Source organism: Spirosoma gilvum (assembly GCF_054776815.1).
Map to the genome: position 1 here is coordinate 202,258 of NZ_BAAHBH010000006.1, position 15,608 is coordinate 217,865.

The window sequence follows — 15,608 nt, forward strand, 5'->3', positions numbered from 1 at the left end:
CGAATGTCGATAGGTCGTGAATGCGCTCCTGTCAGGCAAGCGATGCGGTTAACACAAGTCGGGTTCCCTGTGCAGGAATGGATTGAATATTCAGCGAGCCGCCCATGGCCTGTGCCCGCTGCTGCATAGTTGCCTGCCCGTTTCGACTACTCGTCTGACCTGGTTCAAATCCACGCCCGTTATCCTCGATCAGTACTTGTAGCTGATTTTCTTTCTGCTCAAACTTGACGGTTGCCTTTGTTGCTTCTGAGTACTTAATCAGGTTGTTGATGGCTTCTTTCCCAATCAGATACAGATTCCGGCGAACCTCCATAGGTACCGGGATCTGATCCAGTGTCGGATCGACGACGAAGCTGAACGTGATGTGTTTGGATTCCATCAGGGGCTGGGCGTACTCCTGAAGCCGCAGGGCAATGCGCTGTAAGGAATCGTTTCCGGGGTTGATGGTCCAGATGATCTCATCGATGGATTCGAGGATCTGACGGGCGTCGGTATAAATTTTCTGTACCATCTTCTGGGCCGACTCCGGGCGATTCTGGTTCAGTAGCTCATTCGTATGCCCACTCAATAAAGAAATGCTGGACAGCGTGCTGCCCACTTCATCGTGCAGGTCATGGGCAATCTGTTTTCGTAAGGCCTGGGCTTCTTCCAGCCGCTTGAGTTTGGAGCGATTGAGCAACCAGGCACTCACCGATGCCCCCAACAACAGCAGGAGGAGGCCACCAGACAACAGTGTATTTCGCTGAAATCGCTGGCGGGCTAGCTCTTCCTCCCGGAGTTGAGCCTGTTGGCGAAGGAGTTTGATTTGTGCTTCTTTTTTCTCGGTCTCGTAGCTAGCTACCAATCGTTGTACTTCGGCACTGGTCCGAACAGCCGTGGCCGAGTCGATCTGTTTATTTTTTTCAAGCTGGTACACGTAAGCTTGCTGGAAATTTTTCTGCCCGCCGTATAAATCGGCCAGGGCCTGCGTGTAGTTAGCAATCTGTTCTTTATCCCCCCGTTCGGTAGCCAGCGCCATTGCTTTTTTCATGTTAGCTTCGGCAGGCTGATACTGTTTCAGGTCTTCATAAATACGGCCCAGGTTGAAGTAAGCCGTAGCCATGCCTCCTTTATGATTCTGGCTTCGACAGATGGCCAATGATTGCTCAACGTAAGGAATAGCTTCCTGCGAGTGGCCTGTTACATTCAGCACCAGCCCAATATTGACCAAAATATCGGCCTGAAGAAGGTCGAATTTTACCTCTCGTGCGTGCTGTAGGGCTTTTTTGTAGACGGGTACTGACTGATCGTATCGTTTAAGTTTATCATAGCAGATGCCCATATTGTTTTCAATGATGGCCATACCACGGGTATTTTTTTGTGCCTGATTTAGGGTTAATGCCTGCTGGTAGTAGCTGAGCGCTTCCCTATACTTTTTCATGGCTCGCAGGGCATTGCCAATACCGCCATAAATCGTGGGAATACGCGGCTGAATAGCAGACTGCTCCTGTACCCGAAGCGCCTGAAGCCCCATATCGACAGCTTTACTGTACTGACCGAGCTTTTCGTAGGCAGCCTCTACATTGGTTACGGCTCCAAGGCGGAAGCGAGGGGTAAGCTTGTAGCTTTCGGCTGTTGTTAAGGCTTTCTGGAAATAAGTAAGGGCTAATTGAGGTCGGTCGGTCAGGTAATAGATGGACCCCCGATTGGTGAAGGCTTTCGCCAAACCCAGACCATAGTGTAGCTTGCTGGCCAGCTGTTCGGAAACTTGCAGAATCGAGTCGGCAGCGGCATAGTCCGGATTTGCACCCGAGTGAAGCTCACGACCTACTACATTCAGGGCAATAACATAATTGGTGTCCTGGGTTGTATGGGTTTTGAGGTAAACCCGAACCGAATCGAGCGAATTAGGCACCTGAGCCATCGCAAATGGCTTTGCCAGTAGAGTTACTGTAAGGATAAAGGCAATTCGATAGAAGCAGGATGTCATGATAACGAGTTATCGATAATCCCATAAATATCAATGAAATATTGCCCAAATTATAATGTCTTTAGCAAAAGGTAAATAGAACCGCCCGGGCGGTTCTATTGGTTAAAGACTGATCTGCATCGATACTTTCACGGCAAAGGGTGTAACGCCCGGATGGTCCCGATAGGTTAGGCGATGCAGGGCTTCGATTCGTAGGGATTTGAATACGTTTTCGACCCCGTAACCTACTTCCGCATAGGGAGCCTGGCCAAGCGAACGAATGGGCGAAATCGGTTTGCCGTTGACATCATGAGTTGCCATCAGCGCCCGATTCTCGTTGCTCAGATGCCCCCACAGCACCTTACCCGTTACAAACGAACGCCAGCCCCACCGCCGGACCAACGGAAGACGGTTTGTCAGTAACCCATCGAATTTGTGCTCGACCGCCAGCGAAACATACTGATCACTGGTAAACTCGGCGTAGTTCATCAGGTTGAAGGCATTGCGGTTGTAAAAAGGTGTCTGGTTGCCCAGGTGCATCTCCAGCAAAGGATAGGGCAGGAGGGAAGGGCTATAACCCGCCCGGACCGAATACTGCGTTTTGCCCCAAAGACCCCAGCGCAGGGCATGATCCCATTGCAATTGCCATTTGTGATAAGTGCCAATCCGATGCCCCGGAACAGCTGAAGTGCCGAGCGTGTACCGTAGCGTCACAATTGGAGCCGTTTCGGTTGGCCGACGACGAATCCGACGACCCGTTACCCGACGGGCGGGCAATCGACCAGGCGCATAGCGGGTCTCTACAAAAAACTCCCGGCTTTGAATGACTGGGTTAGCAGTCGTTGGGAATGAGGATTCGCCCGGCTGCGCGATGGCAAACGGAAATAGCATATTCATGGTACGGAGCCTGACCCCTACAGTTTGGGTAAAGTCGGAGCCCAGATCACGTTGGGCTGTGAGGGCCGTTTCACGCTGGTAATAGGCCTGCCGGTATGCGCCAAATCGACTGGTTATGCGGAAGAAGGAGTTGTCGGCAATATCTTCCTGCCGGTAACCCAACCGCTCCAGTTCGTAGCTATGTTTCAGTGAGATCAGCGTTAGCGGTTGTCGGGATGGAATAAAATTAACTTCCAGACCGGTTTTCCAGACCTTATCGCGAGTACCGTATGCCCCATACGCGGCTAATTGCCACTGGCGACTGAAAAGATTATTGGTTTGCAGACCCACCCGCAGCCGATTGCCTTCAACCGGATTATACGCCCATACGGAGTAGACAGACCCCAGGTCGACACCGCGAAAGAGAGGCAGGTACCCACCGTTCAGCAGAAATTGCCCGACCTTCATATAGGTTTTAACGATGGGTAAATTACGGACAGTATCGAGCATAGCCCGTGTCTGGTCGAACGATGCTGATGCTGTCGATGGCTCGCGCTGGGCTGGCCAGTAGTCGGCCGGAAACTGCGAGCGATCGTTCGCCAGCTCCACATCAACCGTAAAGAAATCAACGGACTTGGGTTGCCCGACCATCGGCCGACGAACGGTAGTGAGGTAATCGACTGTAGCACCGAATGTATGAGGGACTAGCTCACCCACCTGAACCGTCAGATGCGTCGTTTCGGGTAACCAAATCTTACCGGAGTCTGAAACCGTTGCGTATAGCTGATCAATATCGATCTGGTTGATGAAGTTAATATTGGCTACTGAACCGATATGCGCTTCGATTTGAACCAACGCGTAACTGGCCGTATCGATCCACATCCGACCCCGAAACACCAGATCGCGTTCGTTCTTCGGGTCGAAATCAATACCATAGCAGGTATGGTCGCCCATCTGGGTTGTATCGGCCAGGAAATACGTGTAGGCCGTGCGCCCACCCGTGGCCAGTGGAGAAAGAAATTCTTTCTTGAACAGGCTTACCTGATTTTTATAAAAATTGAGCGTATTGAAGCCAGCTCCTGTAAACTGGGAAACGTAGCTATCGTCCGTAATGCCTACACTGCTGATGTTGGTCTTTTGAATCGTCTCTTTGAGGTGCTGCGGATGCTGACGGGCGTAGATATGCGAAACCGTTTCGGATAAGAATACGGGTAATTCCCGTAGTTGTTTTCCTCCTTGTTTCTGCTCCAGGGCCTGTAAAATGGCGCGTATGGGCTTCCGGTTACGGAACCGTTCATCGAGCTGATTCATGCGGATGGCGAGCTGGCTGTAGGCTTCATACTCATAGCCACTCAACTGACTGAAATCGTTCTGCTTCCGATAGGCATGGATCGCCCGAAGGATACGAAAGGCTGGATTTTCGCCCGCATGCACCACCACTTCGGCCAACTGGGCTGCCGAAGGGGACAAACCAATCTGTATCGCTCCGGCTGAGACAACTACGGTCCTGGTCTGGTATCCCAGCGCTGACACCATAAGTGAATCGGCTGGTTGGCGAAGCGACAAATGGAAAGTACCTTCGGCGTCGGCTTGTGCACCTATGGCTTTACCTTTTACCGCAACCGACGCAAAGGGAATCCCCTGTCCTGTACTCTGATCCGTTATGTGTCCTGACAGACTAGTAGAAGGAGTTTGCTGAGCCATAGCCGGTAAACTTCCTGTCAGGAGCATCCAGAACAGGAGTCTACTGGTTAGGTGAACATACCGGGACTGCGTCGATGAGGACTGGTTGCGCTGAAGCTGGGTTAAGCGTAAAAGGAAATGTAATGCATTCGTTTTCATGTTGTTTGCTGCTCTGTACCGGCAAAACTCCAGCAATGAGCCTGCATAGAAAAGCAGTTAAAACATGAACAGGAAGATTCGACCAGCCAATTGTTAAAATGGCCGAATGAACTGAAGGGAACAGCTTACTTTTTTTGCCAATTCAGCTTGATAAGAATGAGTTGTATAAATGCTGCGCTTAGTAGCCCTACTAATGAGCCCATGGCTCCCCAGCCGATATCATACCAATCAAAATGCCGGGTGGATATGAATAGCTGACCCATTTCGGCAACAACTAGCACAGCGAGAAGAAGCAATAAAGCCAGCAACCAGTTGTAAACTGGTTTAGCAGTAAGTAAAGGGGACAATCCAACTAGCAAACTAAGAAGAATAAATGGCACGCCAGTTCGTGAGCTTTCATGAGCGTGCGTATCTGTCCACTTAGCTACCCAGTTAGGAATGAACCAAACTGAACGGAGGGCCGGGTTAGGCTCCCAGCTTAGGTATAATATCAGACCCACACCAATTAAGAACAGACCGTATAACCAACGCATACAACTTAATGCTTACTTGTACTCTTCAAAATAGAGATTAGCTGTATATATGGGCCAAGTACTAGTTTGGCCCAAACAACATTCTAAATCGCAATTAAGAAATAAATTGGAAGAGTGTGGACTTTTTATGAGATCGAATTGAATAGATAATAATAATGGCCACAAGCTTTGCAGTGGTACGCTTTTATTAGCAGAAATTATCCAGTTAGGCCTTGAGACTCTGTCCGTATAACGATCTTTGCAAAGCGGACAGGGGTGGTATAAAGCGAATTTCCGGTAGATATAGCCAAGAAGTTAGACAATAGTCCAGGGAGATCTGTAAAAAGAATAGGAATCGCTATATTATAACGGGGAAGATTTAGGAGAGCGTTTAGCTCAGCATGGTAGATCGCTTTCTTATAAATAGGAAAGGCCTGACTCGCTGCTAAACCGAATCAGGCCCTTATTTAATGCCTTGTAAAAGGCCCTACTTCTTTCTAGACGAAAGTACCGCCAAACCCATCGGTGTTGGAACCGATCTTCAGGGTGAGCTTCTTGACATTCCCCAGCACTTGCAGCTTGGGTGATTTATAGGCCTTCTTGGGCGACGGTTGATGTATATTGTTAGCCTTTGAGTTCATGGAGCAATGAGTTAAATGTGGTTGGATATCTACTGGATGACGATTCGATGTTTGCGAAGCTGGCCCCGCTCTTCCACCGTCAGCACATACACCCCCGTAGTGAGCTGGCCATTGGCCTTCAGCAGCAGATTGCTGCCCTGTACCTCACTCTTCTGAACCGAGACCGAATTGCCATCCGCCCCATACAGGTTCAACACCGCCGTCTCGGGCTCATCCAGGCTCACCCGGAACTGCTGGCTGGCTACCACCGGATTGGGGAACACGCCATAGGCTCCTTCCCGCAACACCACCGATTCCACCTTGAGCACCGTCGACTTACCGTCCAGATCCATCTGGGTCAAGCGGTAGTAGCTGGTGCCCCGGAAGGGAGTGTAGTCGGTGAGATGATAGTTCTTCAGCGATTCGCTGCTGGAGCCGATCTCGGTTACCTCGCCCACAGTTTCGAAGTGTTTGAGGTCTTTGCTGCGCTCGATGAGAAAGCCTTTGTTGTTGGCTTCCCAGGAGGTGGTCCAGGCCAGCGCCACGGTTTGATCTTCCTGGGCTTTAGCCGTGAAGGAGACCAGACCTACCGGCTGAACTGTACCCTGGGTAACGGCTACAGCCGTGTTGGCATTATCATTACCACTGTTGTTGGTCGACAGCCCGGTGGCTACAGCATTGGCCGTGATGCTGGGGGGCAGACCGCCCGTAACCGATACGCCCCGGATGGTGAGCAGCAGGTTGTAAATGGCATTACCTGGCACTACACCCAGATCACTTTTGACGGTGACGATGGTGCCGCTGCCACTGCTGTAGGCTCCCTGGGTGAGCGACAGGTTAGCGGTGGTACCAGCTACGGGAGAGACAACGGCTACCGACGCAGCTGTCACACCCACGTTAGGTGGCAGGTTGATGGTATAGGTAGCGGTAGCGCTCTGAGGGATGTCGGTGGAGCTACCGTTGCCGAAGCTGACGGTGACACTGCTGAACTGGCCCACCTGCAGGGGGTTGGGGGTGATGGTAACGCCGGTGGCGTTAGGATCCTGGGCATTAGAAGCATAGCTGCCGCATAAACCCAGCGTTAGTAAAAGTAAAAGTCGCTTGATCATATTCAGTTGCATCTGATTATATGTAAAACATCAGGGTCTCGAAGGAGTAAACCATCGAGACCCTAGAAAGTTTATAGGCCTTGTATAATTCGGGAGAATATATTGTTGGCGTTATTTCCATCGTAGGTCGTATTAATATCATCATTCACGTTGATGTTGATATTGGAAACGCTGCCCGCATTTGCCGTGGTCCGGGTAATGGTAAACCCGACAGTTGATTTTCCACTGGCTGGAATAAGTTGTCCGCCGTTCATCAGCAGCGAAAGTTGCTGATTATTGATGTTACTGCTAACCGTCCAGTTTGGATTATTTACTGTTTGAGTACTACCACCACTTACGGCGATACTCGTAATAGAATTATCAAACGAGATGGTAAAACCGGCTGGTACTGTAACCGTGATAGCGACGTTCCCACTAGAGGTTGGGTGACCCGAAACTTCAAAGATATCTACAATGAAATTCCGTGAATTATCGGGGGAGGCCCCAAAGTTAGAATTTGGGAGGGTGATCGTTGGAGACAGATCCGGTGGAACACCTGGGCCGCCTTCAACAATGAACGAGAAGATTGTGTTCGTACTTAACCCACCCGGATCCGTTGCGGTTATAGTGACCTCATAGTTTCCTGCTACTGTAGGAGCGCCGTTAATAACAAGTCCGTTAAACGTCAGCCCAGGAGGCAAGCCGTTAGCTGTCAGCGTTAGCTGATCGTTCTGAGGATCACTAAAGGTGGTTGAAGGAACCTGAAAGGTGAAATTGGCATTGACTGTACCATTCAGCGTACCAATTGGATTAACGACCGCAGGACGCGAGTTGACATTCGGATCACCACCCGCTGGTACAACGACTACCACGGCTTCGGCAATATCACTGGTACAGCCACTTTTCGAGCACAACGCAGGTATCACAAATGTTCCCGTAGCGCTGGTAGGAAGCGTGATCGCCGATCCAGGAGCAACAGTGTAAACACCACCACTACCAAAGTACTGAATAATGCCACCAGAGCACCCGGTAGCCGTAACGCTAACAGGCCCACTCCCCACGGTAACCGTTTGAGACGCCGGGCTGAGCGTAGGTGGAGTCAATCCACAGGGATTGGAGAAACTGCCCGCTCGGGTAACCACAGGGGCGGCTGAAACATGAACCGCAACACTTAGACCGATCAGTACACAAAGGTACCGGGCCAGGGCGGGTAGGGCGCGAGTTGGTAATTGTAAATGCATAATAGTGGAGGGGTTATCTAGTTGGGTAGTGGACTAATACCAAAGGTATAGGAAATTATGTACACGTATAACTTAATTAATATGGTTTACAGGGCCTTTATAACTGTTTTTGTGGTTTATATTTATTATCCGGCGAAAATCTATTTGGACTTTTAGGGTTGCTGGCGACGTAGGTAATCGGTATGGTATTGCCGTAGCAACGCATCAAGTTGGTAACCGAGTCGATAGCGAAGTCCCACGTTGCTACCCTGTCCATTGTATGAGTATTCAAATCGGTACTCTTCCGTCGTCCGTAGCCGGGCTTTCCTTGACTGGGCAATTCGACCGGGGGGAATCGGGACGGCGAAGTTGAAACCGGCTGTTGATCCTTTCGTCGTTTTGGTTGCATAAATTCCTATATCTACCGAATAAAATTGCCGTATGAAATCCAGTCGTACCCCCTGATCCTGGTAGAGAAACTGCCCACCCGAAAGTTTCAGCGTTACATCCCGTTTACTGATCCGATAAGCCACATCGGCCAGAATCATCGGCTTATCCATCGATTCATAATAGATGCCCCGCTCCGGGTAATAATAATCGCCGGTTACACTTACTTCCAGTCCGAACGACCAGGGTTTAGTCAGGTTAGCCCGTCGATATTGTAGGTTTACACCGTACTGATTGCTATAAAAAAAGCCTGCCGATGCACTTAGAAAATCCTGACGGCCTAACGCCAGAAATTGATTTAAGTAGATCGGGGCCGGCCGAATATTCATCGGTTGTGTATCGTAGTTGTTCGTAATCGGGAACAACATCCCAAAATTTAAAGCCAGCCCACGGGTTAAATACAACTGGCTCTGTAGTAACAGACTGGTTTTAGCCTGGAACGGATCTTCTTTAAATCCGAAATTTGCTACTATTTCTGGTTGTAGCCGAAAGTCAAACTTATAATGCCACTGACCTACGGGAACGATTTTAGCCGCTGCTTTTCGCTCGTCTGGCGAAAACAAATGGGTTTGCCAGTTATCGCCCAGTTGATACCCTGCAATCGGTACGCCCTGGAAAAGTGGAACGAACTCGGTTGCTGCAGGCCGTGCCAGCGACTGACTCAGTTCCAGTAGACCGATCATTGGGTTTCGGTAGAGACGCTGCTCATAGTAAACCCGATTGGAGGTACTGTCAACGGTTATGTTTTCAAAATTCAGCAGCGTTCGGTTGGAATTCTGCTGGCAATAACCTACTTGAGCAAACCAGCAAGCCAATAACCAACTACCAACTAAGGCTGCTCGATAGGAACTCTTCATGCGTACATACTGGCTGAAAACAGGCAATGCCATTTGTCTGTTTTCATGTTAGTTGACTGGTTCGGTCCGCTTACGCAGCCGTTTGGGTAAGCCCTTTAACGAGGTTGCGTATGAGGTGCCAAACGTAATCTGATCGAAATTAATGACACCAGCCTGGAGCGTCCAGCGATCAAATAGTTTTGCATAAGCACCCAGATTCAAGTGCTGTGAATCCCATTCAATCATCCCGCCCAGCTTTTGGTGGTATCGAATAGCTATCCCGCCAAATGGGCCTGATAAATACGGGCTAGGTCGTTCGTTTTTATTGTGAAGTTTATAATTCGAGAAAATATCAAAATCATTCCCCTTATTAGCGCTTCGATCAAAATAGTAGGGACTTCCAAAACCTGCTGTTACTTCCGCTGAAATCGATTCGCTGAGCGTATAATTTTTGGTGGCCGCCACAGCATAGGTTACGAGTGAATTATCAACCCCAAAAGGCGTTGACAGAATCAGGGCTACAGACGGACGACGCTTACTTTCAGTTAAAACCGCATACTTAATGTCTAGCTGACGGTCGCCTATCCCCCTTGCCCTTAATGGTAACTCACCATTTACTTGAAAAATATTCAGATTAATCTCAAGTCTTGGTAACAGAGCTAAGGTCAAATAATAAATATTACTGGATCTACTATTTACCTCGTTATTCGTACTGACCGATAAGTTCGGATCATTAACTCTCGGATTGTAATGCGATGGGTTGTAGTGATACCCAATCTGAAACGTTCCATCGGCTAGTATCCTGGCTGTTGGTATATTCAGTAAGCCAGGCTTGCCGGATATATTTACCTGAGCCAGACCACTGGAAGAAATGAATAGGCAGACTGTCAGTAAATTTATTGTCCAGCGCAAACTCATTTTATAGGTAAACAGCTAATCGGAACAGTATCGAGTTTGCTTTTGACATCTCCTCAATTGCCGTCCACATAGGAGGTGAACAACAATTGAGGAGTTCAATGTATTCTAAAATTAACGTTTACTTACGGAGCCACTGTACCCTGGTTGTGGCAGCTATCGTACAGACTAAGCACAATCCGGTAAGCCGTGCGAATCGTTTCGTTGAAATTGGTAATAATTGCTGCCAGATCAGTATCACGGGCAAACTGAGCAGCCGCGATTTTAGCGATCGATGTGATGGCGCAGGTGTTCAACTCAGCTGGTTGCAATTGATAGTAGGATTGAATTTGCTGCGCATACAATGTATACAGGAATGCTTTCAGCAAATCATACTTAGTACCACCTAAGGTAGCCGATGCGGCATCTAAATGAGCCAGATCAGTACCTAAGTTAGAATAAGCTGTCGAAATAAGCGACTGATATTGGGCTAATTTGCCACTTACACAGCCCTGTACATCGCTCTCAGCGCTTGACTTTGCCTGGTTGTAGCTTGCGTTGACGGTAGCTGCCTGCGATTGACGATCATTGTCAAGCCCAAATATTTTGGTATCGTACAGATCATTGGCTTGTTTGAAGCAAGGATCACTACCCCCATAATTAATAGCGGTTACTAGTAATGGCGTTGGAATGGTTACCGTTCCTGGCCCTGGAATTGAAAGCGTAGTTGGGGTAATTTCGATACCATTTACCGTTGGATAGGTAAACGTCAGCAAATAAGGTTGTAACGCTGCATTACCAACCAGCGAATTGATTCGGGCCTGCAACAGATCGGGCAGTTTGCCGCCTGCATTTAGCGTCGAAATAACAGAAGGGGTAAAGCTGGCAATCAATGTAGAAGGAGATATGCCCGCTGTACTAAGCGCCTGGTTCATGGCATTAGCCGCATCTGTTACAGCCTGCGACGATGGATTGCTACCCAGATCACTTTTCACCTGAGCGGCCGGGGCCGAAGGTGTCATCGTAGAGGGGGTCACCGTAACGGGGGCTGGGGTTGATTGCCGTAAACCAGGGAGTTGCAGATCGCGCAACGACTCCATGGTGTACTTGGGCGTTAGGGGCGCGGCATCCTGGTTCCGACAGGCGTACGCAAAGAAAACCAGACAAAGTGCGTAAAACGCCCAGACAGTCTTTTTGGTAGATGTTTTCATGAGCAATTGGATGATTATGATGGTTTACGTATGGTGTGCCTAATTGCCTTCCCTGCATGACCTCCACATAAGCTGCTGCCCGTGAATGCTAATCGGTTTACAACGTTGGCGTAAAGAATTAGATTACTACAATCGGATAACAAATGAGTTCAACAAGTTGGCAAAAAAGCAGTATCAGAAAAATCTTGTATCACTCATTCAGTATCGTTTACACTAGAATTAACTTATCAAAGGTAGACATATGCTGATAGAACTTTTCGCTATTTATTTACCTCATTTCCCTGTTACCTGCCTGTTGGTTTGTTATTTGGGAGCAATATATTGGTAACTAATGATTTATGAACAAACCTGCGATTGATAAAGCTGTATGTATTTATTATTCGGCGAAAGCTTCTTACTAGCTCAAATGCTAACTAAGCAACTTATTTGTTTTTGTATAATTATAGAAAGATTCGGCTGGTTACATAAGCAAATGACATATTTCAACTCAGAAGCTATTACTTTCGCTTTTTGAACAGGCTAAATACAGTGTAATAAAAGTTTTCTGTCACTCCAACGAAGGAGAAATCTTCGGATAAGTCTAGTTTTTCTTCCTCACCCGAAGATTCCTCCTTCGTCGGAATGACAGAAAATTTAAATGACAGTGTACTAAATGCCTTGACCAAACTAAGGTTTGCCCTGTTCGTGCGTTTAAGTGGCCAAGCCAGAGCTTAGCCAGCACAAGTCAATTTATCAAGATTATGACAAATCGGGTTTGGACCTGGCTTAAGGATAAGTTAAGTAGTACATCATCGTCAGATCAGTCAGTGCCCTGTTTCTGGCAGACAGATGTCCATTCGCATCTGATACCGGGTATTGATGATGGGGTTAAAACCATGGATCTGGCTATGACCTGCATTCGGCAACTGGCCGACTGGGGAATTCAAAAAGTTATCACGACACCGCACATCAGTCACGAACGATATCCGAATGATGCAACCGTTATAGAAGCCGGTAAGAAGGCTTTACAGGAGCGGGTTGATGAGGAGCGACTATCGATTCAGATTGAGGTAGCCGCCGAATACATGCTCGACGACTTTTTTCTTCAACGGCTTGATGCTGGGCCTCTGTTAACCTTTGGCGCTGAGCGTTACTTGTTGGTTGAAACTGGCTGGCTGGCTCGTCCGATTTTACTGGATGAGATGATTTTCCGTATTCAAACCGCTGGCTATGTACCGGTATTAGCTCATCCTGAACGCTATCCGTATTATATAAACGATCTGGACGGATTGGGCCGACTTCGGGATCAGGGGTGCCTCCTGCAAGTCAACTGGATGTCGCTGACGGGGCGCTATGGATCGCATGTCCGAAACCAGGCAAAGTTGATCCTAAAAAACAATTGGGTTGATTTTATAGGAAGTGATATGCACCGACCCGAAGACCTACCCGCGTTGGAGGCTTTATTTTCTTCATCGATGTATGAACTAGTGAAGGCGCAACCGTTGCGGAATGCGGGGTTGTAATGGTTTACCTCACCCCCTGCCCCCTCTCCGTTGTAGGAGAAGGGAAGAAATGAGGCTTTTGATTGGAATTTGAGATTTTAAAGAAAGGGAGTTCTGTTTTCCTCGTTTCTGTCATGCTGGCGTTCCAGCTTGACAAATTAATGAAATTTGAAAAGTTTGAACAGCTTCAGGGTAAAGAAACCTAACTGTCAATGCTAACTTCGTTCGGAAGCGGGTTCGATAGACGGCTCTGCTTGAGTAGCGACCTGGGTGGATTTGTTTGACCGAATTGCCAACAGTTCTTTTTCAAACGTTCGCAGAATGGCCTCTTTGCTTAGATATTGTTGAGCATATTGACGGGCGTTGGCTCGGTAGGTTGACAGATCAGTACGTAATGCCTGATCGATTCCAGCTCGTAATGCTTCCAGGGATTCTGGCTCGATGAGAATACCCATTTGATGGGATTTGATGACATCATAGAGGGTTGTACCCGGTACAGCTGAAACCAGCGCACAACCACCAGCGGCCAGAATACTGGTCAGTTTGGAAGGGAGAACCAGATCAGAAGCGGACTTTTTCTGAAGAACCAGGTGGATATCTGCTGTTGCCAGCAATGCTGACAGCTTATCGTACGGTTGAAGCGGATGAAAGCTGACGTTAGTAAGGCCGTATTCATGCGCCAGGTTTTCTAGTCGGACTTTACCACCGCCTGAGCCGCAAATGAGGAATTTTACATTCGGCTGCGATTGAAACGATCGGGCGGCTTCAATAATCAAGTCAAGCCCCTGCTTTTCGCCAACACTACCCGAGTAAAGCACAACTTTATCGTCCGGTAGCAATCCAAATTCATTTCGTAACGACTGCTCACGTGACAGCGGGCGAATCAACTGCTCATCGACCCAATTTGGGAATAACAGACAAGGATTCTGAAGTACATTTTTACCAGCGACCTTTCGAACCATGCCTTCGCTAATGGTTGAAACGATCGAAGATCGTTTCAAAATGAACTTTTCAATCGAAAACAATACATTTAAAAACGATTGGTTTTTAATCATACCGAGCTCTTTGGCCATATCTACCTGCAAATCCTGTAGGTGATACCAGAGCGGTACCCGTTTAAGTAGTGAGTACAACGCTGGAAGCATACCAATCTGAAAGGGAGGGGATATACAAATAACCGCATCATACCGCTTACCAAAAAGTATAAGGAGCCAGTAGGGGAGACTGCTAAGCACAAAGGACAGTTCATGTAGAATACGCTTAGCAGTGGTGACTTTTTTCGGAACATAAAAGGGACAACGATGGACCGTAACTCCTTCAATCGTTTCGGTAAACCAGCCTTTACTTTTATAGGTATTATGAATTTCCCATTCAGGATAATACGGCATAGCTGTAATTACATGGACAGTATGCCCCTGACGGGCCAACCAAGCCCCCATTTCACCAGTATATTTACCAACACCTGTTAATTCAGGAGCATAATTAATATCGTAAATCAAAATTCGCATAAAAAGACCACTCTTATGTGGTTAAATTCTTTCTTGAAGAGAAGTTTTATAAGTGAAAAAATTATAGAAAAAGCGTTTCTTTGGAACTTGCATAATGAAAAAGAGAATTATTATCTTTAATAAATCGGCTACTCGAAAAGTGTTAATGAATACAATGTATTCGAGAGCATATTAGTTAAACCTCTTTATAAAGAATTAAACAAAAATAAAATAGATTTGTAAAGTATTCTCTCGTAGAGAATATTAGCTTACTACCTTTACCATTGGGGTTTCATTTTTACAACTAGCTTACGAAGAATTTTTATTTTTAAGTAATTCGGATGTCCTTAGTATAATAAAGTACTCATAAATTGATTGCAAAGTTGCATAGGTAACTCCTACAGAACCGTCAAGAAACGCTTTGCGCCAAATAATTAAATAAAGCCATTTTATTATCGGTCGGCCCGGAATCTGATAGAACAGACCCTTCTGGTGAAAACGACGCTCTGTAAAATCTTTTCCAAAAAAAGCTTTTCGTATAGAGAATGAAGTTGAATTACCTATATTAGCTAAATGAGTCAAAGCCTCCATATCTGCATAACTTAGATGACGTTGTATCCAGAAACGTATTCCCTTACTAAATGGATAATGGTCGAGAAAGCCATTTAATTTAGATGTTGGTCCATCAGGTATTGAAACAGGGTTTACCAGCCGTTCGTACCGCATTTTCTCTGGACGAAAGAGACGGAGATAATAAGGAGACATTTGAGCATGTTTCAACCAGGTGCCCTCCCAAGCAAAATCACGTCGTTGAACCTCATACGCTACGGCTGGGTTATGTTCAGGTTGAAAAGAAAGCAATACTTTTTGCAAATCGATAGAAACACGTTCATCTGCATCAATATAAAATACCCAAGAATACTTAAAAGGAATATTGGCTAATCCCCAATTTTGATGAGAAGACCAATTGTCAAACTTTCGTTGAGTAATTCTAGCACCAGCGCTTAAAGCTATTTCAACAGTTCGATCTTCGCTATATGAGTCATATACATGAATATCATCACACCAAGAAACTGATGCTAGGCACCCAGGTAAATCTTGCTCTTCGTTCTTTGTAAGTATAAGAATCGATATCATTTAGTGTTA

Annotated in this window: 12 protein-coding genes; 1 reads left to right on the top strand and 11 read right to left on the bottom strand. The window is 47.1% G+C overall.

All coding sequences use genetic code 11. The annotated features are described in order from the left end of the window. Positions 1-31: 31 nt before the first annotated feature. The 9 genes from ACYVFD_RS17310 to ACYVFD_RS17350 all read right to left on the bottom strand — a co-directional run bounded on the left by ACYVFD_RS17310 (position 32) and on the right by ACYVFD_RS17350 (position 11,494). The gene (locus ACYVFD_RS17310; RefSeq protein ID WP_461091556.1) at positions 32-1,969 is read right to left on the bottom strand and encodes a tetratricopeptide repeat-containing sensor histidine kinase; all 1,938 of its coding nucleotides are present in this window, start codon (positions 1,967-1,969) and stop codon (positions 32-34) included. 102 nt (positions 1,970-2,071) lie between these two features. After that, positions 2,072-4,666 carry a DUF5686 and carboxypeptidase-like regulatory domain-containing protein gene (locus tag ACYVFD_RS17315; protein ID WP_461091558.1) on the bottom strand — a complete coding sequence of 865 codons (2,595 nt, stop codon included), beginning with the start codon at positions 4,664-4,666 and terminating at the stop codon, positions 2,072-2,074. A 125-nt stretch (positions 4,667-4,791) separates the two neighbouring features. Further along, complete coding sequence (locus tag ACYVFD_RS17320; RefSeq protein ID WP_461091560.1) at positions 4,792-5,199, bottom strand: hypothetical protein; 408 nt, start codon at positions 5,197-5,199, stop codon at positions 4,792-4,794. A 476-nt stretch (positions 5,200-5,675) separates the two neighbouring features. Beyond that, entirely contained in the window at positions 5,676-5,819 is a 144-nt protein-coding gene (locus ACYVFD_RS17325) for a hypothetical protein (protein WP_461091562.1), read from the bottom strand. 29 nt (positions 5,820-5,848) lie between these two features. Beyond that, positions 5,849-6,907 carry a T9SS type A sorting domain-containing protein gene (locus ACYVFD_RS17330; RefSeq protein ID WP_461091564.1) on the bottom strand — a complete coding sequence of 353 codons (1,059 nt, stop codon included), beginning with the start codon at positions 6,905-6,907 and terminating at the stop codon, positions 5,849-5,851. Positions 6,908-6,978: 71 nt separating this feature from the next. Continuing rightward, positions 6,979-8,127 (bottom strand): putative Ig domain-containing protein, encoded by a 1,149-nt coding sequence (locus ACYVFD_RS17335; protein ID WP_461091566.1) that lies wholly within the window; start codon positions 8,125-8,127, stop codon positions 6,979-6,981. Between the two features lie 152 nt (positions 8,128-8,279). Further along, positions 8,280-9,443 (bottom strand): YjbH domain-containing protein, encoded by a 1,164-nt coding sequence (locus ACYVFD_RS17340; RefSeq protein WP_461091568.1) that lies wholly within the window; start codon positions 9,441-9,443, stop codon positions 8,280-8,282. A gap of 15 nt (positions 9,444-9,458) precedes the next feature. Beyond that, positions 9,459-10,301, bottom strand: coding sequence for a YjbH domain-containing protein (locus ACYVFD_RS17345; RefSeq protein ID WP_461091570.1), 843 nt, complete (start codon positions 10,299-10,301; stop codon positions 9,459-9,461). Positions 10,302-10,429: 128 nt separating this feature from the next. Further along, the gene (locus ACYVFD_RS17350) at positions 10,430-11,494 is read right to left on the bottom strand and encodes a hypothetical protein (protein WP_461091572.1); all 1,065 of its coding nucleotides are present in this window, start codon (positions 11,492-11,494) and stop codon (positions 10,430-10,432) included. Positions 11,495-12,234: 740 nt separating this feature from the next. On the opposite strand from ACYVFD_RS17350, the gene ACYVFD_RS17355 reads away from it, so the two are divergent. Beyond that, on the top strand, positions 12,235-12,996 hold the full coding sequence (locus ACYVFD_RS17355; RefSeq protein WP_461091574.1) for a tyrosine-protein phosphatase: 762 nt from the start codon (positions 12,235-12,237) through the stop codon (positions 12,994-12,996). 194 nt (positions 12,997-13,190) lie between these two features. Here ACYVFD_RS17355 and ACYVFD_RS17360 read toward each other — a convergent pair whose 3' ends face one another. Next, positions 13,191-14,483, bottom strand: coding sequence for a WcaI family glycosyltransferase (locus ACYVFD_RS17360; RefSeq protein WP_461091577.1), 1,293 nt, complete (start codon positions 14,481-14,483; stop codon positions 13,191-13,193). A 288-nt stretch (positions 14,484-14,771) separates the two neighbouring features. Next, positions 14,772-15,599, bottom strand: coding sequence for a glycosyltransferase family 2 protein (locus ACYVFD_RS17365; RefSeq protein WP_461091579.1), 828 nt, complete (start codon positions 15,597-15,599; stop codon positions 14,772-14,774). Between the last annotated feature and the right edge of the window lie 9 nt (positions 15,600-15,608).

Excerpts from the sequence above, each read along its gene's own strand:
- ACYVFD_RS17350 (WP_461091572.1), bottom strand. The coding sequence starts at position 11,494 with ATGAAAACATCTACCAAAAAGACTGTCTGGGCGTTTTACGCACTTTGT.
- ACYVFD_RS17355 (WP_461091574.1), top strand. The coding sequence starts at position 12,235 with ATGACAAATCGGGTTTGGACCTGGCTTAAGGATAAGTTAAGTAGTACA.
- ACYVFD_RS17310 (WP_461091556.1), bottom strand. The coding sequence starts at position 1,969 with ATGACATCCTGCTTCTATCGAATTGCCTTTATCCTTACAGTAACTCTA.
- ACYVFD_RS17335 (WP_461091566.1), bottom strand. The coding sequence starts at position 8,127 with ATGCATTTACAATTACCAACTCGCGCCCTACCCGCCCTGGCCCGGTAC.
- ACYVFD_RS17315 (WP_461091558.1), bottom strand. The coding sequence starts at position 4,666 with ATGAAAACGAATGCATTACATTTCCTTTTACGCTTAACCCAGCTTCAG.
- ACYVFD_RS17365 (WP_461091579.1), bottom strand. The coding sequence starts at position 15,599 with ATGATATCGATTCTTATACTTACAAAGAACGAAGAGCAAGATTTACCT.
- ACYVFD_RS17340 (WP_461091568.1), bottom strand. The coding sequence starts at position 9,443 with ATGGCATTGCCTGTTTTCAGCCAGTATGTACGCATGAAGAGTTCCTAT.
- ACYVFD_RS17320 (WP_461091560.1), bottom strand. The coding sequence starts at position 5,199 with ATGCGTTGGTTATACGGTCTGTTCTTAATTGGTGTGGGTCTGATATTA.
- ACYVFD_RS17360 (WP_461091577.1), bottom strand. The coding sequence starts at position 14,483 with ATGCGAATTTTGATTTACGATATTAATTATGCTCCTGAATTAACAGGT.
- ACYVFD_RS17330 (WP_461091564.1), bottom strand. The coding sequence starts at position 6,907 with ATGATCAAGCGACTTTTACTTTTACTAACGCTGGGTTTATGCGGCAGC.
- ACYVFD_RS17325 (WP_461091562.1), bottom strand. The coding sequence starts at position 5,819 with ATGAACTCAAAGGCTAACAATATACATCAACCGTCGCCCAAGAAGGCC.